Below are 24,914 nucleotides of genomic sequence, written 5' to 3'. Positions count from 1 at the left end.
CCTTGGACAGCCCCTGCGGGGCACCCCGGCAGCGGCATTAGGTCACTGGAATCAACAACTTGAATTTTTTGAAATTTTTTTCGATCCGGGGCTTTACAGCCCTCAGGGGCATCCGTATAGTGCGCACCACAACGACGGACAGCCGACGTTGTAGTTGAGATGAAACCTGATGTAAAGCATCATGTGACCTCGACAAAATGTGTGCCCAGGTGGCGGAATTGGTAGACGCGCTGGTTTCAGGTATCAGTGACTTAACGGTCGTGGAAGTTCGAGTCTTCTCCTGGGCACCAAATATTTCGAGTGATAGATAGCAGGTTTTTCTGTCATTCAGCAACACGATTCAAGTTTCATGCAGTAGATGTAAAAGCTTTGCCCAGGTGGCGGAATTGGTAGACGCGCTGGTTTCAGGTATCAGTGACTTAACGGTCGTGGAAGTTCGAGTCTTCTCCTGGGCACCATATAAAAACCCACTAGCTTGCTAGTGGGTTTTTTCTTGCCTGCGTTTTTTGCCCCCCGCTGCCCCGCATCCGCCTCCCCTCGACTATTTGCCTTCATACGGCCACATGAGAAACGATTTCGTTTACCATTGTTTCGAAATATGTAGCCGTAAGCGAGGAAGTACCCGCATGACGATCCGCCCGAAACTGCTGATGCGCACCCTGGCCGCCGCTGTCCTGGGCCTGGTGATTGGCGCGCCGGCCGCCCTGGCAGACGAACCGGTCACGCTGACCATGTACAACGGCCAGCACAAGGAAATCGGCGAAGCCATCGCCAAGGCCTACGAGGCCAAGACCGGTATCCACATCAATATCCGCAAGGGCAGCAGCAATCAGCTGGCCAGCCAGATCATCGAGGAAGGCGCGCGCTCGCCCGCCGACATCATCTACACCGAAGAATCCCCGCCACTGAACAACCTGGGCGAACTGGGCCTGCTGGCGAAGATCGACGACGCCACGCTGGACATGCTGCCCAAGGAATACGTGGGCGCCAACGGCACCTGGATGGGCGTGACCGCGCGCACCCGCGTGGTGGTCTACAACCCGAAGAAGATCGACGAGAAAGACCTCCCCACCACCGTGATGGACTTTGCCGATCCCGAGTGGGATGGCCGCGTCGGTTACGTGCCGACCAGTGGCGCCTTCCAGGAGCAGGCCGTCGCCATCCTCAAGATGCACGGCCGCGAAGCCACTGAAGAATGGCTGACCGGCCTGAAAGCGTTCGGCAAGACCTACACCAACAACATGGTTGCACTGAAAGCAGTGGAAAAAGGCGAAGTCGCTGCCGTGCTGGTGAACAACTATTACTGGTACGCCCTGGAGCGCGAGCGCGGCAAGCTCGACTCCAAGCTCTACTACCTGGCCGACGGTGACGCCGGCAACCTGGTGACGATCTCCGGCGCTGCGGCCGTCAAGGCCAGCAAGCATCCCAAGGAAGCCCAGGCACTGCTCAACTGGATGGCCAGCGAAGAAGGCCAGCGCGTGATCACCCAGACCACCGCCGAATATCCCCTGCACAAAGGCATGGTCTCCGATCGCGGCCTGAAGCCGTTCGAAGAGCTGCGTCCACCGAAGATCAGCCCGGCCGACCTTGGCAATGCCGAAGAAGCCATCGAGCTCGAACGTGAGGTCGGTCTGCTCTGATGACTGCCGCCGCGCCCGATCCGGCCCTGGTACGCTTCGTGCCACGCCGCAAGCGCCCCTCCGTGTGGGTGGTGCTGCCTGTGCTGTTCCTGGTGGCGATGAGCCTGCTGCCACTGCTGTATGTCGCCATCAAGGCCTGGGAAGCCGGCTTGCATGAAGCCCTGCGCCTGCTCTGGCGCCCGTTCGTGTGGGGATTGCTGCGCAACACCTTGCTGCTGATGGTGGGGGTCACCCTGGTGTGCATGGTGGTCGGCCTGGCGCTGGCCTGGCTGCTCGAACGCAGCGACCTGCGCGGGCGCCGCCTGTGGGGCGTGGTGCTGTGCCTGCCGTTTGCCGTACCTTCGTTCGTCAGCAGCTTTACCTGGGTGTCGCTGAGCTCGGACTTCGAAGGGCTCGGCGGGGCGATCCTGGTCATGGCGCTGTCGAAGTATCCGCTGGTGTTCCTGCCGGTGGCGGCAACCTTGCGCAACCTCGACACCTCGCTGGAGGAGTCGGCGCGCACCCTCGGTTGCAGCCGCTGGGGCGTGTTCCTCAAGGTCACCCTGCCACTGCTGTGGCCCGCCATGCTCGGCGGCGCGCTGCTGATCGCCCTGCACATGCTGGTGGAGTTCGGCGCACTGTCGATCCTCGGCCTGCAGACCTTCACCACCGCGATCTACCAGCAGTTCGAACTGGAGTTCAGCAACGCCAACGCCGCAATGCTCTCGGCTGTGCTGCTCGCACTGTGCCTGGTGATGCTCTGGCTGGAACTGCGCGTGCGCGGCAAGGCCCGCCACGTGCGCATCGGCCAGGGCGTGGCGCGTCGGGCACAGCCCTTGCGCCTCAAAGGCTGGAGCCTGCCGGCACAGCTGTTCTGTCTCGGGCTGGCGGTGCTGGGCAGCGGCATTCCGCTGGCCATGCTTGGCTATTGGCTGAGTGTCGGCTCGTCGGCAGCCTTCCCGGCGGCGGCGATCGGCAAGGCCTTGCTGACCTCCCTGTCGGTATCGCTGGGCGGTGCTGGCTTCTGCGTAGTGCTGGCATTGCCGATCAGCTTCCTGGTGGTGCGCTATAAGGGCCGCCTGGCGATCTGGGCCGAACGCCTGCCCTACCTGCTGCATGCGCTTCCCGGCCTGGTGATCGCTCTGACCCTGGTGTTCTTCGCCCTGCACTACGTGCCAGCGCTCTACCAGACCACTGCGCTGCTGATCCTGGCCTACGCCCTGCTCTTCCTGCCGCTGGCCCAGGCGCCAGTGCGCACAGCGCTGAACAAGGCCTCGCCAACGCTCGAGGAAGCCGCCCGCACCCTGGGCGCCAGCAGCTTCGCGGCATTCTGCCGGGTCACGCTACCGATCATCTTCCCGGCCCTGGCTGCGGCCTTCGCCCTGGTGTTCCTGGATGCCATGAAGGAGCTGACCGCGACCTTGCTGCTCAGCCCGACCGGCATGACTACCCTGGCCACGGAAGTCTGGGCGCACACTGCCAATGTCGAGTTCGCGGCCGCCGCGCCCTACGCGGCGCTACTGATCCTGGTATCGGGATTGCCGGTATACCTGCTGACGACACGGATGTACCTGAACAAGGCGTAGCATCGAGGCCCGGGCGCAGGCAGCCCGGGCCCAGCCATTCAATAGCCCAGCGCGCGTTTTTCCGGTCCGGCACTGACGGCATGGTTCGGTCTGCGCAACTGCAATACCGCGAAAACCGAAAGAACCACCGCCAGCCCCCAAAGGATCGGCGTCGCTCCCTGGCTCAGAGCCACCATCTGCAGACCGACGACCAACAGACGCAACAGCGCATCGAGCCGACCATTGGCCACCGAAGGTTCGCGCAGGCGCGCCACACCCCAGATGACATAAGCCAGGGCGCCTAGATTGATGAAGAACATCGAGGTTGGGTCGAGCACACTGAAGGACGTCCCCAGGCCAAGCCAGGCATCGAGCCCGGCAAAAAGCTGGAATGCCCAGGCACTCAGCAGTGGAACGGCAAATGGCAGGGTGGCGACGATGTCATAGATCGCGCCGATGCGGACGATGTTGGCGTAACGGGATTGATTCATTGGCAAACCTCCATGTGCATGCGTTCGAGAAGCTCTCTGACTTCGTAGAATTGTCCTGATTGCAGCGCGATCGCGTGACGTCGACCAAGCAGTTCGACGATTTGCGCGGCGCGTTGTTGCGCACTGACGATGTACCCCGGCTGCGTCGAGCGCTCTCGCAAGGCCACCAGTTCGGGAAAGCGCTCGTCGGCCTGCAGGATGGTTTGCGCCACGGTGGTGGCGACATTGCATAACCCCAGCACCGCAAAGAACACCTGCGGATTCTCCAGCTGGTAGACCTTGGCCAGGGCGTTGAGGGCGGCCTTGGAGACACTGTAGGAAAGCATGCCTGCGCGCTGACGAATGCCTGAAACCGAGGCCGAGAACACCACCTGGCTAACCTTGGCCTGTCGGCACAGCAGCAGGTCAAGCACCCATTTCACCGCTACCAGATTGAGCTCCAGCACCGAGCGGAAGGACTCCACTGGCGTATTGCTCGCAAGCTCCGGCGCGCTGCCGAATGTTCCGGCATTAAGGTAGGCCGTTTCGAATGTCGTCTCACCGATGAAGGCCTGCAGAACAGGCTGGACAGCCTCGCCCGCACAAAGATCCAGCGCCCGGAAGTGCATGCGTGGATGCTCCAGCAGCGCCGTTGGTACCCGTCGCGAAATACCCCAGACCTCATCGCCCCGCTCCAGGTGCAATCTGGCCAGTGCCAGCCCGATGCCCGAACTGACGCCCGTAATGAATATGTGAGCCATCAGTGCCTCACTCGAACTTGCCGATGTGATAGCCGCCATCGACGCTCAACACGCTGCCAGTCATGTAGCTGGCGCCGTCGCCAAGCAGGAACAACACTGCAGCAGCCACCTCGCCTGCCTCGCCGAAGCGTTTCATGACCGTAGCGTTGATCTTGCGCTCGGTGCCCGCAGGATTGGCCGCCAGCCGCTCCGGAGAGTTCATCCCGCCAAGAATCGGCCCTGGCGCTACCGCATTGACACGCACTGCATGGCGCCCATCGCGGTCGCAGGCATTCTCCATCGCCACCACTTGGGTCAGGGCGTTGAGCCCTGCCTTGCTCGCCACATAAGCAGCCTGGTTGGGCATGGCCATCACCCCCGCGCAGGAGGACAGATTGACGATCGAGCCGCCTGCCTTCCTGGCGATCAACCGCAACTCATGTTGCAGGCAATACAACGGGCCGTTCAGATTGATACGCACGACCCGCTCCCAGTCGTGTACCTGAAGGTCGGCGACCTGCGCATACGGTGCAGTGATACCCGCGGCATTGACGGCATGGTCGAGTCCGCCGAAACGCGCCTCGATCTCGGCGAAGGCATCGCGCACCGCGCCAGGCTCAGCTACATCGCACGGGATGAAACTGGCCTGCGCGCCCAGTTGCTCAAGCGCCGAACGCCCCTTCTCCAGGCTGCGGCCGAGCACAACGACGCGCGCCCCCTCCTCGCTCAGCCGCCGGGCAATGCTCAGGCCGATACCACTGCTGCCACCGGTGACAACGATGGTCTTTCCCTGAAACTGCATCTGGACTCTCCTTAGTCATATCGAATAGAGGCTGGCCGCTTGTACCGGTCATTGACGCAGCAGTACACGCGATCCAGCTGGGGATTGCTCTTGTCACGGAAACAGTTGCCCTCGAATCGACAGGCATGAACACTTCCCGGCTTGCCCTGCAACGACTTGTTCACCAGGTCGTTGTCAGCGAACAGGGCACGACTCATGCCCACCAGGTCAGTGACGCCCAGCTCGAGCAAGGCTTCGGCCTGGGCCAGCGAGCCAGTGAAGCCGGCAAAGCCAACCGGGAGCGACGTCAGTTCGCGGATGTGCTTCACGCCATGCACCAGCATGGCGTGCACACGCGGATCGGCGCGCAGCATGTAATGGAACGTCTCCTTGATTGCCGCCGAACACATCAAGGCCGCCACGCCTGCACGCTCCAGCGCAGGCACCACCTGCTCGAGCAGGGCCGGTTGCTGCCCCTTGTCACCCAGGCAATCATCGATCCCCAGACGCACGGAAATGTCGATGCCGCCCTGGGTTGCCTCCACGATCGCGTCCATGACCTCCAGCAGCAGGCGGGCCCGGCGCAATGGCGAGCCGCCGTAGCGATCCGTTCGCCGGTTGCTGTAGGGCGAGAGAAAGCTGCTCAACAGGTAGCCATTGGAGGCCTGCAATTGCACCATGCGGGCGCCGGCTTGCTGCGCCAGACGTGCTGCATGGGCGAACTGGGCACAGACGCTGCGGGCATCCTCGTGAGTCATGACCCTCGTGCCGCGACGACTTCGGCTACCCACTGCCCGGCTGGGCGCCAGTAGAACTCCGCCACTGCGAGCCAGATCGCCCTGGCTGCCGTAGTGCTGCAATTGCACGACCACAGGGCAGGCATTTTCCCGCCCGTAGTCGATCAGCGGCGCCAAGTGGTGGACGTGACGCTGCTCGTACAGGCACAACCCTCCCTCGTGCAGCCGTGTGGATGCATCGACTGCGGAGTTGGCCAATACCACCATGGCGCAGCCTCCATCGATGATGCCCTTGTAGAAGGTCAGCATCTGCGGCGTCAGGCAACCTTCACGACCCAGATCGATACCCATGGGTGCGAAGTACACACGGTTCTTCAGGTTCAGGTGTCGTCCGAGGGTGATGGACTGGCGCGTCAGCGGGTATCCCGAGGCCACGCCGGTTACCCGCTCTGCCGATCATTGCAAGGCGCGCCCTGGGCATCATTGCTTGCCAGGGCAGCCACCGACAGCTCCTGCAAGGGCTCGTGGAAGCAGTGGCACTTGATGACTTCCTTGAGCGTCGACAGCGTGGCGCGATCAAGCTTGGCGAATACGGCCAGTTGCACCGCGGCCTGTTGTGAAGGTCGGCACTCGACGATCGGAAAGCTCAGAAAACCCATGTCCCGCACATAGATGGACAGTTGCACCACCTCATGGGCCTGCGCGTTTTCCTCCATGCGAAACCTCACCGCCCGCAGTGAAACATGCTCGAGCAACCCCTCGACTGCCGTGCCGCGCGCCGTGTGCAACAAAACCTGCGGCAACACGCGGTTGGAGGGGGCGAACCAGTGGCTCTCCGGAAAGTTGACCGTGCGCATGCGCTTGAACAGCGGCATCTTGATCGCACTGCCACGCAGGCGCAGCGTGGTGACCAGATTACCGTTCTGGAAGAACATTGCGGTCTTGTCCACCGTCCGGGGCAGGGCGCGCTTCTCGCCAGCGCTGTGCTGGACCACAACCTCCACCGCATAGGTGGACTCGGTGTAGTTATTGAAGGAGACGGACAAGTCTTCGATCGAGATCGAGATTTCACCGCGCCGGTAACCCGAATGGCTATAGAAATAGTGGTACATCGCCTGACGAGCCACTTCGATCAGCATCAGGCCAGGCACGTGCTCATGGGGCTTGTTGTAGAAAAAGTAGTTGTTGGTGTCGTTCATCAGGCCGTACGACGACAGGTTGGCACGTGTCCAACCCGGCAGCGCGTGCAGCGTGTCGGCCAATTGAGTGACCAACGCCGGATCTGCTGCCGGCAACCCGAAACGCCTCTGCAGGTAGCACTCGACCTGACGCGGTAGCCACGCAGCGGACAGTCGGTAGCCCCCCTCGTGCAAGGCATAGTAGGCCTGGGCATTCATTTCGAAACTGTCGAGGGAGTCGAAGTCTTCCTGCCCGAGTGTGGTGGGAATGCTGGCAAGCACCCGGCCACCTTGAGCGTCATCGCGATACAGGACGCCCAACGCAGCACACCCGCGCTCATCGAGATGTTCGAGCAGGAAGTTGGTCTCTTCGACGGTCAGACGAGCCGGCAGAAGATCCTGAAATCCGCAGAGCAGTACGTCGTCCACAGTCCCTTTGTGCAAGACCTGTGGAGTCAGGGGTAACTGACGTTCCATGTTGATTACCTAATAGGGTTCGACGGGGAAGGCGAGCACAGCGTTCTTCAGCATGCGCTTGACGATGGGGCCGTGAGCAGGGCCGACCGGGATCATGTAAAGCCTTCCGAAGGCGTTGTACCGCTGGACGGAGGTCGTCACGCTCAAGCGCTGCACGCCCTCGCCTGCGGGCGTGAGATCGAGGCAGACCATGACCGCCAAGTGCGTATCGCGCGAAGTGAGCACCAGCCGATGCGCATCGATCGCCTCCACCGTGAAGAAGTCGAGGCGCTCGCCCACCGCAGGTTCCCGCTCGGCCGTTCGGGGTGTGAAACCATGGATGTCGGCCACACGGAACCGGCGGGAAACGAAGTCACGAAGGCGAAAAGCCGTAGAGAGCCACGCCGGGATATGCGCAGTCATCGCGCAGTAAGCCTGCAGGGCCGTGACGCGCCCGCCGATGCGCACCGCAGCGCAGTGCAGGAAATCCAGCTGCGCAAGCTCGGCGACCAGGCGAACATCCTTGGGGGCGCAAATCAGGGCCGCGGGCATCATCTGCACGCCCCTGTCATTGCTGGAGCAGGGCGATGGCAGCCAATTCGGCCTTGAGCAGCAGCTTCTCGTAGGCCTCGTCGGGTGACTCCTGGCGGCTGGTGATCAAGCCCGCGATTTCACGCGCAGACTCGTCCAGCGGCTCATCGGCGATGAACACCGACTCGAACAACGGAATCGGCGGCAGGTAATGACCTTTCACGTAGGCGACGGTCTGCTGCAGCGGTCGCAGAAGCTCATCCAGCGTGAAACGGTTGAACCCGCCCGCACGGTAGCCGGACGCTGGCGCCCCGACGGTGGTGACGATCAGAAACTCCTTGTCCTGCAGCTTGTCACCACCGCGTGCATAGGCAAAACCGGGCGTGAAGACATCGTCGATCCAGCGCTTCATCAACGCCGGGCACGAGTACCAGTACAGCGGGAAAAGCAGCACGATGCGTTCATGGGCGCACAGCAGCTTCTGCTCGGCGGCAATGTCGAAGCCATTGCTGCCCAGTGCGGCCGACAGGGGGTGCAGCGTGACATTGCTACCTTGCAAGGCTTCGACGATGGCGGCATTGGCCCGCGAGCTGCTCAAGTCAGGATGACCGATTACGACCAGAATGTTATCCATGGAGAAGTCCTTTCAAGTGATGGTGTCCAGGCCGCAGCCAGGGGGGGTCATGCGGCGCGGTGGATTGAACGATAGTCCGCGGCATCTGTAACCTCCCCAATTGTGCAGGCCTGGGTCGGGACGTCGATCCAGCAAGCGAATAGCCAATGGTCGCCCACGCGCACCGGCGCCGCGGCTCGACGGGCGCGATAGCCTGCACGGCGCAGCAATCGCTCGATGCCTAGTGGCGACACGGTGATCAACTGCCGCACGCCCCGAGCGGCCGCACAGCGCAACACGGCATCCAGCAACTGCGTGGCGACGACGGAAGAAAATTGGCCGCCAGAGGTCCGCCCGGCCAGACCAAAATCCATGGCGGAGAAACGCGACAGCTCCCAGATCCGCGAATCACATGGCAGTGTCTGATCGCCCATCAACTGCGGGAATACCTCTGCAAGCAGGTAGCGTTGGTTGGTTGGCAGCACGCGCGCCGTGCCTATGACCTGCTCCTGATCATTGAAGGCAAGCACATAGAGCGTCTCGTCATGGTCGAACTGATCACGCTCGCGACCTGGATCACACGCTAGCTCCCACCCCAGGGTGTCGACGAATACCCGATAACGATAACGGTCCATCCGCAGCAAGCGCGCCTGCCCCAGCTCCTGCTGTGTTCCAACGACGATTTCCATCTCGCGTCCTCCGGCCAATGTGGAAAGGACGCGTATTCGACTCGAAGTAGGGTGATAGCAAAACTGCACTATTTGGCAGGGTACTTCTGCACATAAGCGCAGGCCGTTCGCGCTAGGCCAGCAACCCCAGAAGCGCCGCCCGCGCTACCGCTGCCGTACGATTCGCAGCGCCCAGTTTGGCGCCGGCATTGCGGGTGTGGAATTTCACCGTTTCAATCGACAAGGTGAGGATGTCGGCAACCTCGTTGAGCGTCTTGCCATCGGCAGCCCAACGCAGCACTTCGCGCTCACGTTCGGAAAGCGGGGACTGCGGCTGCGGTTGCCAGGAGTCCGAGAGCAGCCGCGAGAAGCCTTGGTGGGCGACATTCGCCAGCCAGCGCATCCGCGTCTCATGGGCACGCAACTCACATGCGCCGATCCCTTCGCCGGAGCGCGCCAGGGTCAGCATCCCTCCGCCCTTGCTCCCCTCCAGACACGATTGCGCCCAACCGTGGCAAAGACCGGCCTGCCGTGCCTCATCCCACAACTGCGGAGCGTCGGCGAATATTTCGTCGCCCCAGACCACTGGCTGCATCGAGCGCTGACAGTGGCGGACCGTCGGGTCAAGGAGCAGGTATCCATTGGCATGGTAATGATCACACCATGACCGGCTGTAGTTGCTGAGCATGACGATCCGCGGCTTGGTGACAGGCAGCGGCGTGCGCAGGCCATAAGCACAGTAATCGAAGCCCAGACGGCGCGCGGCTGCCTTGACCTCTTCCAACAACGTTTGCGTATCGCGCGCGTCATAAACCGCGGCCAGCATGTCGCCCATCCATTGCATTTATTATTCTCTCCATGAATGTGAAGCTGCTGCAGCCGCCCCCCTGAAGGTGCGAGCCTAGCGGAGCTGCAACAGCCGGACATTGAGCGATATCAATTCGCCACAACGTTAACGAATACTACCGCGCGGTATTTATCCCGTGGCCAGCCTGGTCGGTTCGGCACCTTGGCGCTGATGATACAAGCACAGCGTTACAAAAATGCTGGCGCCCCCGGGCGATTCACCGATATCTCCTGCCTATCTGGATTGACGCCTGCTCAAGCCCTGAACTGCCCCAGACTCGCCCTCAACTGGGCCGCCAGATCATCCAGCACCTTGCTGCTGGCCGTGGTCTGCATCACCACTTCGGCCGAGCGCTCTGCCTGCGCGTGGATATTCTCGACCCGCCCCCGCACCGCCTGGGCGCCGTTGGCCTGCTGCTCGGCGGCGCGAGTCGCCAGGCCGATGGCGGCATGCACCTGCTCCACCGCCGCCTGCACCGACTGCTGGCGGCGTTCGTTATCACGCAACACCAGCAGCCCTTCGCTGGCCTGGCGCCCCGCCTGGCCGATGGTGGCCACAGCCTCTTTCGCCCCCTGTTGCAAGGCAACGATATGCGCCTGGATATCGCCGGTGGAGCTCTGCGTCTTGCTTGCCAGAGCCCGCACTTCATCGGCTACCACTGCAAAACCGCGCCCTGTCTCACCGGCACGCGCCGCCTCGATCGCCGCGTTGAGCGCAAGCAGGTTGGTCTGCTCGGCAATGCCGTGGATCACGGTCAGCACCACTTCGATCTGCTCGCTCTGCTTGGCGAGGCGCTCGATGACCTGCGAGCCGCTTTCCACTTCCCCCGCCAGCTTCTCGATCAGCTTGGCCAGCTGGGTCGAGGCGCGACTGTTCTCGTCGGTAGCCTGGCGGATATCCACGACCTGCTGCAACGCCGCCTGCATGGCGTGGCTCTCGGCCTGAGCCTCGTCGGCCATGCTCGACAGGTCGCGCAGACTCGCCGCCACCTCGTCGCGCTGCAACGCTGCCGCTGCATCGGCCCCCGCATTGCGCTGGGCCATGGTGCCGATTTCCACCCCGGTACGCTGGGCCACTTCACCGGCTTCGCGAACGATGGGCTGAAGCTTGTCGACGAAGCGGTTGACCGCCGACGCCATGTCGCCGATCTCGTCACGGCTGTCGAGCGCCACACGCTTGGTCAGGTCGCCCTCCCCGGCGGCCAGGTCGTCGAGGGCAGCGATGAGCAGGCGCAGCTTGCTGACCACTCGTCGCCCCAGCACCACGGCAACCACCAACAGCACGCCAAGCCCGACCAGCACCAGGCCGACGCCGATGCGCCAACGCAGCTCGCCGGCCGCGTCGCGAACCGTCTGCGCGGTATTGGCCTGCATGGCAGTGGCGCTGTTCTGCGCGGTCTCAAGACGAGCCTGCAGGGTCTTGCCGCTATCGGCCGCGGCAGCGCCGAGGCTCTCGCCGACCAGTTGCTCGCCACTTGCGATCAGGGCGGCAAAGCGCTGGTCGAGCGCCTTGAGCTCTTGATCGACGGCAGCGGTCGAGACCCCCATGAGTACCTTGCCGATCTGGGCGCCATTGGGGCTGATCGAAGCCTCGACGAAGTACACCGATGGATCCCGGCGCGCAGCGTCGAGCACCTTGTCCAGCGCCCGCTCGCCCTGGCCCTTTTCCATCAGCGCCTGATTGATCGGGTTCTGGCGGTTGAGGTAACGGGTGAGGTGCTCGCCCTCGGCGTTGTCGTAGATCACGAACAACACGTTGGGATTGCGCTGCGCGCGACGAGCGAAGTCAGATAGCGTGGGGACGTCATTGTCCCAGATCGCCCTCGGTGCCACCGAGGCCAGCAACTCGGCCATATCGTTGGCCGACTCCTTGAGGCTTTGCTCCAGCGTGGTGCGTAGCTGTTGCTGTTCGCTCTGTAATCGCGTGGAAAGCCCCGCGCTCAGGCGTTGCCGGGTACTGGCCGAGAGGCTGTCGAGACCGGAGCGCACATCTTGCCCGGCCTGCTCCAGCTCACCTGCCAGCTTGCGACTGTCAGCGCCCAGGCGTTCGCCCAGGTCGGCCTCCAGCGCAGTGACGGTGCTGCGGGTCAGCACCACGGCGACCACGACTTGCACTAGAAGAGCGATACCAAGTGCAACAAAAACAGGCCGCAGGAGGCGGCTTCGTAACAGAGAGAGGATGGCAGACACGTTTGAACCCCCGTGTTTCTGGCGCCATTACTTTGATGGCATCTACAGAATCTTCTTACAGCAAGGGTCATGCCTGAAGCAGGAGGGAAATACGCCAAGGTCTAGCAGCCCGATGAACCGTGGTAGCGGGCTTACCCGCGAAAGACCACTGCAGCCAGGAACAAAAACGCCGCAACCCCTTGCAGGGCTGCGGCGCTGGATCAGCCAGAAGGCAGATCAGGCGAACGGATGACGCAGCACGATGGTCTCGTTGCGGTCCGGGCCGGTGGAGATGATGTCGATCGGGGCACCGACCAGCTCCTCGATGCGCTTGATGTAGTTGCGCGCGGCCTGCGGCAGCTCTTCCAGGGCTTTCACGCCCAGGGTCGACTCGCTCCAGCCTGGCATCTCTTCGTACACCGGCTCCAGGCCGATGTAGCTGTCGGCATCGGAAGGCGCGTCGATCACCGCACCGTTCTCGTTCTTGTAGCCGACGCAGATGTTGATGGTTTCCAGACCGTCCAGCACGTCCAGCTTGGTCAGGCAGATACCCGAGATGCTGTTGACGTCGATGGCACGACGCAGGATCACGGCATCGAACCAGCCGCAGCGACGGGCACGACCGGTGGTGGAGCCGAACTCATGGCCACGCTTGGCCAGGGTAGCACCGGTTTCGTCGAACAGTTCGGTCGGGAACGGACCGGAACCCACGCGGGTGGTGTAGGCCTTGGTGATACCGAGGATGTAGTCCAGGTACATCGGGCCAACGCCCGAACCGGTGGAGATGCCGCCAGCCGTGGTGTTCGAGCTGGTGACGTACGGGTACGTGCCGTGGTCGATGTCCAGCAGAGAGCCCTGGGCGCCTTCGAACATGATGTCCTTGCCGGCACGGCGCAGGTTGTGCAGTTCGGCGGTGACGTCGAGCATCATCGGCTTGAGCTGCTCGGCATAGGCCATGCACTCGTCGAGGGTCTGCTGGAAGTCGATGGCCGGCTCTTTGTAGTAATTGACCAACTGGAAGTTGTGGTAGTCCAGCAGCTCACCGAGCTTGGCGGCGAAACGCTCGCGGTGGAACAGGTCACCCACGCGCAGGCCGCGACGGGCGACCTTGTCTTCGTAGGCTGGGCCGATACCACGGCCGGTGGTGCCGATCTTGGCTTCGCCACGGGCCTTTTCACGGGCCTGGTCCAGCGCCACGTGGTACGACAGGATCAGCGGAGCAGCCGGGCTGATGCGCAGGCGCTCGCGAACCGGTACGCCCTTCTCTTCGAGCTTGGTGATTTCGCGCATCAGGGCGTCCGGCGCGACGACGACGCCGTTGCCGATCAGGCACTGTACGCCTTCACGCAGGATACCCGACGGGATCAGGTGCAGAACGGTCTTCTCACCGTTGATCACCAGGGTGTGGCCCGCGTTGTGGCCGCCCTGGTAACGCACGACGGCGGCAGCATGTTCGGTCAGCAGATCGACGATCTTGCCTTTGCCCTCATCACCCCACTGGGTGCCCAGGACGACGACATTCTTACCCATAACACTTGTCCTCATTCACGCAACTTGGTTGCCGGCCCATTGCCGGCGAAGAATCTCAATGGGTCAGCGGCAGAACCTGCCAGCGCCCGTCTTGCTGAATCAATTGCCGATCACAATCCGCCTCGAGAGCAGCACTCAGCGGCTGGCCAGGCAGTGCCTGGACCACACGCTGGCCCTCGTTGCGCAACTGGCAGACCTGCTGCCAGAGGGCCGCGTCGCCACTGTCCGGCATCCAGATGCCGCCAGAAGGCAATACGACCTCCGCTCGCCCCAGTGTGACCAGGGTCTTCAAATCCGTGGAGAAACCGGTGGCCGGACGTGCCCGGCCGAAGTCGGCGCCGATGTCATCGTAGCGTCCACCCTGTGCGATCGACTGGCCGACACCGGGTACGAACACCGCGAACACCACGCCGGTGTGATAGTTGTAGCCGCGCAGCTCGCCCAGGTCGAAGTACAGCGGCAGGTCCGGATAACGCGCCGCCAGGCGATCGGCGATCGCCAGCAGGTCGTCCAGGGCCGCCAGCACGCTGGCCGGAGCTCGGCCCAGACGCACGCGGGCGTCGGCCAGCACTTCACGACCACCGCACAGTTCAACCAGGGCACGCAGCATGTTGCCCAGGTCTTTCGGCAGGTCGGCGGTCAGCTCGTGAACTTCATCGACAGCCTTGCGCTGGAGCGCATCGAACAACTGCTGCTCGACCGCGCCCGACAGGCCGGCGGCACGAGCCAGGCCGCGGTAGATACCGACGTGCCCCAGATCCATGTGCACATCGGCAACGTCGGTCAGTTGCAAGGTGGTCAGCATCAGGCTGATCACTTCGACGTCGCTGGTCGGACTGGCGTCGCCATACAACTCGGCACCCAACTGGATCGGGCTGCGCGAGGTCGACAGCGCACGCGGCTCGGCGTGCAGCACACTGCCGGCGTAGCACAGGCGGCTCGGGCCTTCGCGGCGCAGGGTGTGGGCATCGATGCGCGCCACCTGCGGCGTGAAGTCGGCACGGAAACCCATCAGGCGACCGGACTGCGGGTCGACCACCTTGAAGGTACGCTGATCCAGGTCCTGGCCGGCGCCGGTAAGCAGCGACTCCAGGTACTCGATATGTGGGGTGACGACCAGTTCATAACCCCAACTCTGGAACAGGTCCAACACCTGGCGACGCGCAATCTCGATGCGCGCCGCTTCAGGTGGCAGTACTTCCTCGATGCCATCTGGCAGAAGCCAGCGGTCTACCGTTGCCATTACGCCATTTCCCCTCTGGTCCGGGCGGCCGCCCAACAGGTTAGCCGTCTGTGAAGCAGGCATTGGCGCACAACAGCAGGCAGCACCGATCCCAGCGCCGCCGCCGTGCCAACACCCTCGAAAAACTGCGCGTCCTGTCCAAGTCGTCAAAAAGCCGGGGGCCAATCAACCTTGCAGACGCAAAAAAGCCGGGAATTTCCCGGCTGACTCATCATACACCCCTTTTGATTCGGGATGCACCCCACCGGGCGTTTTAGCTGCCCGGCGGGGGTCTTTCCTGTTACGGCTTGCTCTTGTCCAGGAAGCGGAAGAACTCGTTCTTCGGATCCAGGACCAGCACGTCGCTCTTGCTGGCAAAGCTCTCGCGATAAGCCTGCAGGCTGCGGTAGAACACATAGAAATCAGCGTCCTGGCCGTAGGCCTTGGCATAGATGGCAGCCGATTGGGCATCGCCATCACCACGGGTTTCTTCAGCTTCACGGTAGGCTTCAGCCAGCAGCACACGGCGCTGACGGTCGGCATCTGCACGAATACCTTCAGCCAGCTCGTTACCCTTGGCACGGTGCTCGCGCGCTTCACGCTCACGCTCGGTGCTCATACGGTCGAACACGCTGCGGTTGACTTCCTTCGGCAGGTCGATGGCCTTGACGCGGACGTCGATGACCTCGATCCCCAGCTCCTTGTTGGCCATGCGGTTCAGCGAAGCGGTGATGTCGGCCATCAGCGCGTCACGTTCACCGGATACCACCTCATGCAGGGTGCGCTTACCGAACTGGTCACGCAGGCCGCTTTCCAGACGACGCGACAGGCGCTCGTCGGCGATCTGCTTCATGCCCGAGGTCGCGGTGTAGAAACGCTCGGCGTCCTTCACCCGCCACTTGGCGTAGGCATCGACCATCACGGCTTTCTTCTCCAGCGTCAGGAAACGCTGGGTCGGGGCGTCGAGGGTCATCAGACGGGCGTCGAACTTGCGCACCTGGTTGACGTACGGAACCTTCACATGCAGGCCCGGCTGGACATCCGCCTGGACCACACGGCCGAACTGCAGCAATACCGCCCGCTCGGTCTGCGACACGATGTAGAAGCAGTTCCAGGCGACGATCGCCAGCACCACGGCGGCAATCAGGGCGAACAGCGATTTATTGCTCATCAGCGGCTCTCCCTAGTGCGCAGCGGCTGTTGTTGCTGTTGCAGGTCCTGTACAGCGCGAGTGGCGGCGTCGTTGACCGACGGCGACACACTGCTGGACGGCGCTGCAGTGTTGCGGCTGCCTTCGACCATCTTGTCCAGTGGCAGGTAGAGCAGGTTGTTCTGCCCGTCCTTGGTGGCCACCATGACCTTGCTGGTGTTGCTGTACACCTCCTGCATGGTCTCCAGGTACAGACGCTGACGGGTGACGTCCGGCGCCTTGCGGTACTCGGCGACCAGCTTGGTGAAGCGATCGGCCTCACCCTTGGCACGGGCGATCACTTCATCGCGGTAGCCGTTGGCATCCTCGATGATGCGCTGCGCCTGACCACGGGCCTCAGGCACCACGCCATTGGCGTAGGACTCGGCCTGGTTGCGCGCACGCTGCTCGTCCTCACGGGCGCGGATCACGTCGTCGAAGGCTTCCTGCACTTCACGCGGGGCTGCCGCGCTCTGTACGTTGACCTGGGTGACGGTGATACCCGTGCGGTAGGTGTCGAGGAAGCGCTGCAGGCGTTCGCGGATATCCACGGCCATCTGCTCACGACCTTCGGTCAGCACCTGGTCCATCGAGGTGGAGCCCACGACATGGCGCAGGGCACTGTCGGTGGCGTGCTGCAAGCTTACTTCCGGCTGGTCGACGTTGAGAACGAAGTCCTGCAGGTTGCTGATCTTGTACTGCACGGTCAGCGGCACCTCGACGATGTTCTCGTCCTCGGTGAGCATCTGGCCCTGCTTGGTGTACGCACGCTCACGCGTGACGTTTTCCATGTACTTGCGGTCGATCGGCGGGAAGTAGATGTTCAGGCCCGGCCCCACGGTCTCGTAGTACTTGCCGAAGCGCAGCACCACGGCCTGCTCCTGCTCGTCGACCACGTAGACGGCGCTGTACAGCCAGATTGCCGCCAGAACTGCCAGGCCAATGCCCAGCAAGCCGTAGCCGCCACCCTTGCCGATGTTGCGGTCACCACCGCCACCGCGTTTCTTGCTGCCGCCGAACATGCCGTTCAGGCTGTCCTGCAGCTTGCGGAAGGCCTCGTCGAGATCCGGTGGTCCCTTCTTGTCGCCACCACCACCGCCACCACGGCGGCCGCCCCAGGGATCCTGATTGTTCGAGTTGCCACCCGGCTCGTTCCAAGCCATAGCGCTCTCCATCTGATAAAGCAAAGACGCGCCCACGGCGCGCCGTCCAATGCTACAGAATGCCTGTCACGGCTGCCCGGCGACCTCGACGGGCATTTATTGCAAAGTGTGTTGCTCGATGAACACTTCAGGCTCAAGGCCTGCGCGGCTGATCAGGCGATTGAGCTCGACCCGGGGCAGACGCACGCTCAGCAAGCTGCTGCCCTGTTCATCGTGTTCTTCGCCTTGCACTGCCCCCAGTTCGAAGAATTGCGCGCGCAAGCGTGCAAGTCGCTGTTCCAGGCGCAGGGTTCCGACAAACAGATCATCCCCCAGCAATTCGGCTATCGCCTGCCCCACAAGCTCAAGACCGCGCCCGTCGCGGGCCGAAACCCAGACCCGCTCCGGCTTGCCGTCGGCATCGCGCTGGATCTGCGGCTCGACATCTTCGAGCAGGTCGAGTTTGTTATAGACCTCGAGGATCGGCAAGCCTTCGGCACCGATCTCGCCCAGCACCGCGAGCACCTGTTCGATCTGCTCCATGCGCTCGGGCTCGTGCGCATCGATCACATGCAGCAGCAGATCGGAGTTGCTCGACTCTTCGAGCGTAGCCCGAAAAGCCTCGACCAGCTTGTGCGGCAGGTGGCGAATGAAGCCCACGGTGTCGGCCAGCACGATCGGCCCCAGGTCGTCCAGCTCGAGCCTGCGCAATGTCGGGTCGAGTGTGGCGAACAACTGGTCGGCCGCGTACACCTCCGATTGCGTCAGGGCGTTGAACAGCGTGGACTTGCCGGCGTTGGTATAGCCCACCAGCGACACCGAGGGGATGTCCGCGCGCTTGCGTCCGCGCCGGGCCTGCTCGCGTTGGCTGCGCACCTTCTCCAGACGCGCCTTGATCTGACGCAGGCGCACCCGCAGCAGGCGGCGGTCGGTTTCAAGCTGGGTTTCACCCGGGCCGCGCAGACCGATACCACCTTTCTGTCGCTCAAGGTGGGTCCAGCCGCGCACCAGCCGCGTGCTCATGTGCTCGAGCTGGGCCAGTTCGACCTGCAGCTTGCCTTCGTGAGTCCGCGCCCGTTGGGCGAAGATATCGAGAATCAGACCGGTACGGTCAAGCACGCGGCACTCGAAGACGCGCTCGAGGTTGCGCTCCTGACTGGGGGTGAGGGTGTGATTGAAAATCACCAGGTCGGCTTCTTCGGCCTTGACCAGGTCGCGCAGTTCCTCGACCTTGCCACTGCCGATCAGAAACTTGGCTGTGGGCTGGTGCCGGGCAACCGTGGCCAGGTGGACGATGTCCGCTCCGGCCGACAGTGCCAGCTCCTGAAACTCCTGCGGGTCTTCGCGCGCCTCAGGGTTCTGACCTTCCAAGTGAACGAGCAACGCCCGCTCACCACCACCGTGGCGCTCAAAGAACAATGCAGGCTCCTATCAGGCGTTGCCTGGCTCGCTGTCGCCGTGCTCGGAATCGGACGGGCTTGGCAGACGAACCGGACGGGCAGGTACGACAGTGGAAATCGCGTGCTTGTAGACCATCTGGCTGACGGTGTTCTTCAGCAGCACGACGAACTGGTCGAAAGATTCGATCTGGCCTTGCAGCTTGATGCCGTTGACCAGGTAGATCGAGACCGGGACCTTTTCTTTTCTCAAGGTGTTCAAGTAAGGGTCTTGTAGCGAATGCCCTTTTGACATATGCCGCACTCCTGTAAGGATCAATAGTAAAAAACTGAAAAAATTCGTTCATTAAGGCCGTCAGTCGCAAGAATAGACGGCAATTGCAGGGACTCAGCTCAATATGGAGACCGATTCCAGGTATTTCAAGGTGCGGGACAGATTGTCGCAGGCCAGGCTGTCCAGCCAGTGTACGTCGGACCAGCTGCGCAGCCAGGTGAACTGCCGCTTGGCCAGCTGGCGGGTGGCGATGATACCGCGTTCGCGCATCTGCTCGGCTGTCAGTTTGCTGTCCAGATAGTCCCATACCTGCCTGTACCCCACTGCCCGTATAGACGGGAGCCCGACATGCAAGTCACTTCTGGCCCGCAGCTCTCGGACCTCGTCGACGAAGCCCTGTTCCAGCATCTGCGAAAATCGTAGCGCAATTCGCTCATGCAAAATGTGACGATCTGTAGGCGCAATCGCCAGACTGGCGACAGTATAGGGCAAATGCCCGCCCGCGCCTGCGTCTGAACCGCGGGTTTCGGCTGATTGACGCTCGCGGTGGGCGGTCATGCTCTGGCCGCTCACCCGGTATACCTCCAGCGCACGGATCAACCGCTGCGGATCGTTCGGATGAATGCGCGCCGCCGATACCGGGTCGATCTCGGCCAACTGCCGGTGCAGTTCCCCCAGGCCCAGCTCGCGGGCCTGGGCCTCGAGTTCGGCGCGAACCTCGGCATCAGCGGGCGGCATGTCGGCCAGGCCGTCCACCAGCGCCTTGTAGTACAGCATGGTGCCGCCGACCAGCAGCGGGATCTTGCCACGCGCAGTGATCTCGGCCATGGCCTGCAGCGCATCGCCACAGAATTGCGCCGCCGAATAGCTCTCGGCCGGGTCGCGGATGTCTACCAGCCGGTGCGGATGGGCAGCCAGCACCTCTGGCGAAGGCTTGGCGGTGCCGATGTCCATACCGCGGTAGACCATGGCCGAGTCGACGCTGATCAGCTCGCAAGGCAGGGACTGTGTAAGGGCAATGGCCAGGTCGGTCTTGCCGGCAGCCGTCGGGCCCATGAGAAAAATCGCTGGGGGCTTGCCACTCATGTCATCGACCGCGCAGGAAAAGTTTGTCCAGATCATCCAGGCCCATCTGGGTCCAGGTCGGTCGGCCATGGTTGCACTGGCCGCTGCGCTCGGTGTTCTCCATGTCACGCAGCAAGGCATTCATCTCGGGGATCGCCAGGCGTCGGTTGGCACGCACCGCACCGTGGCAGGCCATGGTGCCGAGCAGCTCGTTGATGTGCGCCTGAATGCGGTCGCTGGTGCCGTACTCCATGAGATCGGCGAGTACATCCTGCACCAGGCGGTTGGCCTCGGCCTGCTTGAGCAACGCGGGGATCTGGCGGATCGCAAGGGTTTCCGGCCCCAGGCGCTGCAGCTCGAAGCCCAGCCGCTGGAAGGTCTGGGCATGTTCCTCGGCGCAGTCGGCCTCACGCTGGCTGACCGCCAGTGACTCGGGCACCAGCAGCGGCTGGCCACTGAGCCCTTCGCTGGCCATCGCCAGCTTCAGGCGCTCGTACATGATCCGCTCGTGGGCGGCGTGCATGTCTACCAGCACCAGGCCCACGGCGTTCTCGGCCAGGATGTAGATGCCCTTGAGCTGAGCCAGGGCATAGCCCAGCGGTGGAATGTCACCCTGGCTTTCCGGCAGCGCCACGGGAGGCTGGGCGCTGGTCTCCAGCGGGGCGAAGTACTCGCGGTAGACTGCTTGCGCCTCTGCTGCCGGCACCGGCTGCGACGGGCGCGGCGTGTACTGGTACTGGTAGCCTGCGCCCGCGCCACCATTGGAGAACGACGGCTGCTGCTGCGCCTGGGGCTGTTCGAGCACCGAGGCGGCCAGGCGCATCTCGCCCTGGGGGCCGAACTCACCGGCCTGCAGGCCGCTGGGACGCACGATCTCAGTCGTTGCCGCCGGCGCCGCGAGCTGATCCTCGGGGCGCACATCGGCCAGCGCACGGTGCAAGGTGCCGTACAGGAAGTCGTGGACCATCCGCCCTTCACGAAAGCGCACTTCGTGCTTGGTCGGGTGCACGTTGACATCGACACCGGTGGGATCGAGCTCCAGGAACAGCACGAATGTCGGATGCCGGCCGTTGAACAGCACGTCGCGGTAGGCCTGGCGCACCGCGTGGGCGACCAGTTTGTCGCGCACCGCGCGGCCATTGACGAAGAAGTACTGCAGGTCTGCCTGGCTGCGCGAGAAGGTCGGCAAGCCGACCCAGCCCCACAGGCGCAGGCCATTGCGCTCGACCTCGATCGGCAGCGCCTGCTCGAGGAAGCCAGGCCCGCAGATCGCCCCGACCCGCCGCGCGCGCGACAGCTCGTCGGGCGCCTCATGCAGGCTGAGGATGCTCTTGCCGTTGTGGCGCAGGTGAAAGCCCACATCAAAGCGCGCCAGCGCCAGGCGCCGGATCACTTCCTGCAGATGATCGAATTCGGTTTTCTCGGCCTTGAGGAACTTGCGCCGGGCCGGGGTGTTGAAAAACAGGTCGCGTACTTCGACCGAAGTACCGATGGGGTGCGCCGCCGGCTGAACCCGCGGGAGCATGTCTCGGCCCTCGGTCTCGACCTGCCAGGCTTCGCTGGCATTGGCGGTACGCGAGGTCAGGGTCAGGCGCGCTACCGAACTGATCGACGCAAGTGCCTCGCCACGAAAGCCCAGGCTGAGCACGCCCTCAAGGTCTTCCAGCTCGCGGATCTTGCTGGTCGCGTGGCGCGCCAGCGCCAGAGGCAGGTCGTCCGGGGCGATGCCACTGCCATCGTCACGCACGCGCAGCAGCTTCACGCCGCCCTGTTCGACATCCACGTCGATGCGCCGGGCACCGGAATCCAGGCTGTTCTCCAGCAGCTCCTTGGCTACCGACGCAGGGCGCTCGACCACCTCGCCGGCGGCGATCTGGTTGGCCAGCCGCGGGCTGAGCAGCTGGATTCGCGAATCACCACTCATTGCTGGGACGCCAGGGTGGTGGCCGGAATGTCGAGGTGCTGACCGACCTTGAGCTCATCGCTCTTGAGGTTGTTGGTGCTGCGCAGGCTGGCAACGCTGACCTGATAACGCACGGCGATCATCGCCAGCGTCTCGCCCGGGCGCACGCTGTGTTCACGTGGACCTTGGGCGATCTTGCCGGAATCGCGCAACCAGGCGATGTAGGTGCCTGGCGGCGGGTTCTGCTGGAAGAACTGGCGCACACCGCTATGAATCGAGCGGGCCAGCGCCTGCTGGTGACTCTTGGTTGCCAGCTTGTTGGCTTCGTTGGCGTTTGAAATGAAACCGGTCTCGACCAGGATCGACGGAATGTCCGGCGACTTCAGCACCATGAATCCCGCCTGTTCCACGCGCTGCTTGTGCAGCGGCGTGATGCGGCCCATGTTGCCCAGCACTTTCTGGCCCACGTTGAGGCTGGAACTGAGCGTGGCCGTCATCGAGAGGTCGAGCAGCACACCGGCAAGCATGCGGTCCTTGTCATCGAGGCTGACGTTACCGGCACCGCCGATAAGGTCGGAGCGGTTCTCGCTGTCGGCCAGCCAGCGCGCGGTCTCGGAGGTAGCGCCACGGTCGGACAGGGCAAATACCGAGGCGCCGAAGGCCGCTTTCGACGGCGCGGCGTCGGCGTGGATGGAGATAAACAGGTCAGCGCCCTTCTTGCGGGCAATCTCGGTGCGCTTGCGCAACGGAATGAAGTAATCGCCGGTACGGGTCAGTTCGGCGCGATAACCTTTTTCGGTGTTGATCTGGCGCTGAAGCTCGCGGGCGATATCGAGCACGATGTCTTTCTCGTGCTGGCCACGCGAGCCGGAGGCGCCTGGGTCTTCCCCGCCATGGCCGGCGTCGATGGCGACCACGATGTCACGCTTGCCGTTGGGCACCGGCGGCAGCTTGATCGCCGGTTGCGCCGGTGTCACCGGTACTGCGGGCGTGGTGGCTGGCGCCTGGGTGACCGGCGGCGGCGTGGGGTTGCTGGCGGCAACCGCATCGGCTTCCTGGTCGTACAGGTCGACCACCAGGCGATTGCCGTACTGGGCGTTGGGTGCAAGGGTGAAGCTTTTGGGCGTGACAGCCTTTTTCAGGTCGACCACCACGCGCAGGTCGGTGGCGGTACGCTGGGCCGAGCGCACGCTGGTGATAGGCGTGTTCGAGGTGGAGACGTTCAATGGCGAGGCGAGCGTCGCACCATTGATATCGATGACCAGGCGATCAGGCGCGCTGAGCGTGAAGACGCTGTGCTGCACCGGGCCCGACAGATCGAAGACCAGGCGCGTGTTGTCCGGCGCGCGCCACAGGCGCATGCTCTTGACTTGTGTGACGGCCAGAGCGTCAACGGTCACCGCTGTCAGCAGCAGTCCAACGACGGCGACCAGTGCGCGAATGCGCAGCATACCTTTCCCCACTTACGATTTGTTTTCGGCAGCCAGAGCGGCACACCAGGCTTCGCCGCGAGCCCCCTGCGGCGACAGGTTCAGCGAGCGGCCGCCCGCCTGGGGGCTTATGGTAATGGTCAGGTCGGGCTTTGGCAAAACGCCCGCGCCCTTCTGCGGCCATTCGAAAAGACACAGCGGATCGCCTTCGAAATAGTCGCGAATCCCCATGAACTCTAGCTCTTCTGGGTCGACCAGGCGGTAAAGATCGAAATGGAAGGCGCGGATATCGCCTATTTCATAAGGTTCGACCACAGTGAAGGTCGGGCTTTTTACTGCGCCAGTGTGACCCAATCCACGGATCAGGCCTCGCGACAAGGTGGTCTTGCCGGCGCCCAGGTCGCCTTCCAGAAAGATCACGCCATGGCCGCCGGTGATCTTGGCGAGCGCTGCGCCGAACGCAACGGTAGCCGGCTCGTCGGCCAGAAACAGGGTTATGCCTGACACGCTGAATGCTCCTCCAACAATTCTCGAATGACCGGAGCCAGATCGCTGGCCGCCAGACCTCTGCCCTGCGCGCCCAGGCGTTCGCCAGCGCAGGCGTGTAACCAGACGCCCAGGCCCGCCGCCTGCCAGGCGTCCAGCCCCTGGGCGAGCAACGCGGCCAGCACACCGGTCAGCACATCGCCCAGGCCGGCACCGGCCATGGCCGGGTGGCCTCGCTCGCACAGCCGCAACTGGCCGCTCGGGTCGGCGACCAGGGTTCCGGCGCCCTTGAGCACGCAGACACTGTCGTAGCGACGCGCCAGTTTACGCGCAGCCCCGGGCCGGTCGGCCTGCACGGCCTCGGTGGAAATGCCCAGCAAGCGCGCGGCCTCCCCAGGATGCGGGGTCAGGATGCTGCCGCCCGGCAAGGCCAGGGGCGTGCGCGCCAGCAGGTTGAGCGCATCGGCGTCCCAGACCTGCGGCAGGTGCGCATTGGCGACTGCCGAAAGCAGGCTGCGGCCCCAGGCCGCCTGGCCAAGACCAGGCCCGACCACCAGCACCGAAGCGCGCTCCAGCACCGTCATCAACTGGTTGGCCGAACTGACGCCCAGGCACATGGTTTCCGGCAGACGGCTGAGGCTCGCGGCCACATGCTCGGGGCGTGTCGCCACGCTGACCAGCCCGGCACCACAGCGCAGCGCCGCCTCGGCACTGAGCAGCACGGCGCCGCCGGTACCCAAGTCGCCGCCAACCACCAGCACATGGCCAAAATCGCCCTTGTGGGCAGTTGCCGGCCGCGCAGGCAGGTGCGCGACGGTCACGCTGCTGAGCGTTTGCGGGGTATTGGCGTGGTGTTTGGTCTGAGGCATGGGGTCAAAGGCTCCGATGTCTGGCAGAATTATA

General features: G+C 63.4%; 22 protein-coding genes, 2 tRNA genes and 2 pseudogenes. 4 read left to right on the top strand and 22 right to left on the bottom strand.

Annotated elements, in window-relative coordinates; genetic code table 11:
• Positions 1–203 precede the first annotated feature (203 nt).
• The 4 genes from IAE40_RS09485 to IAE40_RS09470 all read left to right on the top strand — a co-directional run bounded on the left by IAE40_RS09485 (position 204) and on the right by IAE40_RS09470 (position 3,205).
• Positions 204–290: transfer RNA gene (locus IAE40_RS09485), tRNA-Leu, on the top strand.
• Between the two features lie 81 nt (positions 291–371).
• A tRNA-Leu gene (locus IAE40_RS09480) sits at positions 372–458 on the top strand.
• 168 nt (positions 459–626) lie between these two features.
• Complete coding sequence (locus tag IAE40_RS09475; RefSeq protein WP_197891934.1) at positions 627–1,640, top strand: extracellular solute-binding protein; 1,014 nt, start codon at positions 627–629, stop codon at positions 1,638–1,640.
• On the top strand, positions 1,640–3,205 hold the full coding sequence (locus tag IAE40_RS09470; protein ID WP_054893196.1) for an ABC transporter permease: 1,566 nt from the start codon (positions 1,640–1,642) through the stop codon (positions 3,203–3,205). The genes IAE40_RS09475 and IAE40_RS09470 overlap by 1 nt, the downstream gene beginning before the upstream one ends.
• Before the next feature lie 38 nt (positions 3,206–3,243).
• Here the strand turns inward: IAE40_RS09470 and IAE40_RS09465 are convergent, their stop codons facing one another.
• From IAE40_RS09465 to IAE40_RS09365, 22 genes and pseudogenes are all read right to left on the bottom strand, one after another.
• Positions 3,244–3,675, bottom strand: coding sequence for a hypothetical protein (locus tag IAE40_RS09465; protein ID WP_065863774.1), 432 nt, complete (start codon positions 3,673–3,675; stop codon positions 3,244–3,246).
• The gene (locus IAE40_RS09460; protein WP_178117561.1) at positions 3,672–4,415 is read right to left on the bottom strand and encodes an SDR family NAD(P)-dependent oxidoreductase; all 744 of its coding nucleotides are present in this window, start codon (positions 4,413–4,415) and stop codon (positions 3,672–3,674) included. Before IAE40_RS09460 ends, IAE40_RS09465 begins: the two co-directional genes overlap by 4 nt.
• Positions 4,416–4,422: 7 nt before the next feature.
• Entirely contained in the window at positions 4,423–5,196 is a 774-nt protein-coding gene (locus IAE40_RS09455; protein WP_153774204.1) for an SDR family NAD(P)-dependent oxidoreductase, read from the bottom strand.
• Positions 5,197–5,207: 11 nt separating this feature from the next.
• Positions 5,208–6,347: an NADH:flavin oxidoreductase gene (locus tag IAE40_RS09450; RefSeq protein WP_063546395.1), complete on the bottom strand. Its 1,140-nt coding sequence runs from the start codon at positions 6,345–6,347 to the stop codon at positions 5,208–5,210.
• A gap of 5 nt (positions 6,348–6,352) precedes the next feature.
• Complete coding sequence (locus tag IAE40_RS09445; RefSeq protein WP_153774206.1) at positions 6,353–7,567, bottom strand: AfsA-related hotdog domain-containing protein; 1,215 nt, start codon at positions 7,565–7,567, stop codon at positions 6,353–6,355.
• A gap of 9 nt (positions 7,568–7,576) precedes the next feature.
• Complete coding sequence (locus tag IAE40_RS09440) at positions 7,577–8,098, bottom strand: DUF2867 domain-containing protein (protein ID WP_065864015.1); 522 nt, start codon at positions 8,096–8,098, stop codon at positions 7,577–7,579.
• Positions 8,099–8,114: 16 nt separating this feature from the next.
• The gene (locus IAE40_RS09435; protein ID WP_054893190.1) at positions 8,115–8,711 is read right to left on the bottom strand and encodes an NAD(P)H-dependent oxidoreductase; all 597 of its coding nucleotides are present in this window, start codon (positions 8,709–8,711) and stop codon (positions 8,115–8,117) included.
• A 47-nt stretch (positions 8,712–8,758) separates the two neighbouring features.
• The gene (locus IAE40_RS09430) at positions 8,759–9,379 is read right to left on the bottom strand and encodes an acyl-homoserine-lactone synthase (RefSeq protein WP_153774207.1); all 621 of its coding nucleotides are present in this window, start codon (positions 9,377–9,379) and stop codon (positions 8,759–8,761) included.
• A gap of 112 nt (positions 9,380–9,491) precedes the next feature.
• The gene (locus IAE40_RS09425; protein WP_200603081.1) at positions 9,492–10,202 is read right to left on the bottom strand and encodes an autoinducer binding domain-containing protein; all 711 of its coding nucleotides are present in this window, start codon (positions 10,200–10,202) and stop codon (positions 9,492–9,494) included.
• Between the two features lie 257 nt (positions 10,203–10,459).
• Positions 10,460–10,975: pseudogene (locus IAE40_RS26070) on the bottom strand (methyl-accepting chemotaxis protein); the annotation flags it as partial.
• A gap of 390 nt (positions 10,976–11,365) precedes the next feature.
• Positions 11,366–11,578, bottom strand: a pseudogene (locus tag IAE40_RS26065) (methyl-accepting chemotaxis protein); the annotation flags it as partial.
• Between the two features lie 1,032 nt (positions 11,579–12,610).
• A complete protein-coding gene (locus IAE40_RS09415) occupies positions 12,611–13,903 on the bottom strand; it encodes an adenylosuccinate synthase (RefSeq protein WP_054893188.1) in 1,293 nt (430 codons plus the stop codon).
• A gap of 55 nt (positions 13,904–13,958) precedes the next feature.
• Complete coding sequence (locus IAE40_RS09410) at positions 13,959–15,146, bottom strand: ATP phosphoribosyltransferase regulatory subunit (RefSeq protein ID WP_063546403.1); 1,188 nt, start codon at positions 15,144–15,146, stop codon at positions 13,959–13,961.
• A 280-nt stretch (positions 15,147–15,426) separates the two neighbouring features.
• A complete protein-coding gene (gene hflC / locus IAE40_RS09405; protein ID WP_054893186.1) occupies positions 15,427–16,296 on the bottom strand; it encodes a protease modulator HflC in 870 nt (289 codons plus the stop codon).
• Positions 16,296–17,477, bottom strand: coding sequence for an FtsH protease activity modulator HflK (gene hflK / locus IAE40_RS09400; RefSeq protein ID WP_063546405.1), 1,182 nt, complete (start codon positions 17,475–17,477; stop codon positions 16,296–16,298). The genes hflC and hflK overlap by 1 nt, the downstream gene beginning before the upstream one ends.
• A gap of 96 nt (positions 17,478–17,573) precedes the next feature.
• Positions 17,574–18,875 carry a ribosome rescue GTPase HflX gene (hflX, locus tag IAE40_RS09395; protein WP_054893184.1) on the bottom strand — a complete coding sequence of 434 codons (1,302 nt, stop codon included), beginning with the start codon at positions 18,873–18,875 and terminating at the stop codon, positions 17,574–17,576.
• Positions 18,876–18,887: 12 nt separating this feature from the next.
• Positions 18,888–19,148: an RNA chaperone Hfq gene (gene hfq, locus IAE40_RS09390; protein ID WP_029612777.1), complete on the bottom strand. Its 261-nt coding sequence runs from the start codon at positions 19,146–19,148 to the stop codon at positions 18,888–18,890.
• 93 nt (positions 19,149–19,241) lie between these two features.
• A complete protein-coding gene (gene miaA, locus IAE40_RS09385; RefSeq protein ID WP_125931287.1) occupies positions 19,242–20,213 on the bottom strand; it encodes a tRNA (adenosine(37)-N6)-dimethylallyltransferase MiaA in 972 nt (323 codons plus the stop codon).
• Between the two features lies 1 nt (position 20,214).
• Positions 20,215–22,116 carry a DNA mismatch repair endonuclease MutL gene (gene mutL, locus IAE40_RS09380; RefSeq protein ID WP_200603080.1) on the bottom strand — a complete coding sequence of 634 codons (1,902 nt, stop codon included), beginning with the start codon at positions 22,114–22,116 and terminating at the stop codon, positions 20,215–20,217.
• Positions 22,113–23,558, bottom strand: a complete 1,446-nt coding sequence (locus IAE40_RS09375) for an N-acetylmuramoyl-L-alanine amidase (protein ID WP_196759876.1) — start codon at positions 23,556–23,558, stop codon at positions 22,113–22,115. Before IAE40_RS09375 ends, mutL begins: the two co-directional genes overlap by 4 nt.
• Positions 23,559–24,023: a tRNA (adenosine(37)-N6)-threonylcarbamoyltransferase complex ATPase subunit type 1 TsaE gene (tsaE, locus tag IAE40_RS09370; RefSeq protein ID WP_371926320.1), complete on the bottom strand. Its 465-nt coding sequence runs from the start codon at positions 24,021–24,023 to the stop codon at positions 23,559–23,561. It abuts the gene before it with no gap.
• The gene (locus IAE40_RS09365; protein WP_200603079.1) at positions 24,020–24,880 is read right to left on the bottom strand and encodes an NAD(P)H-hydrate dehydratase; all 861 of its coding nucleotides are present in this window, start codon (positions 24,878–24,880) and stop codon (positions 24,020–24,022) included. The genes tsaE and IAE40_RS09365 overlap by 4 nt, the downstream gene beginning before the upstream one ends.
• Positions 24,881–24,914 lie beyond the last annotated feature (34 nt).

The sequence above is a fragment of the Pseudomonas sp. S44 genome (genome assembly GCF_016624805.1).
Taxonomy (GTDB): domain Bacteria; phylum Pseudomonadota; class Gammaproteobacteria; order Pseudomonadales; family Pseudomonadaceae; genus Aquipseudomonas; species Aquipseudomonas machongensis.
This window is presented reverse-complemented; position numbering and strand designations above follow the sequence as displayed.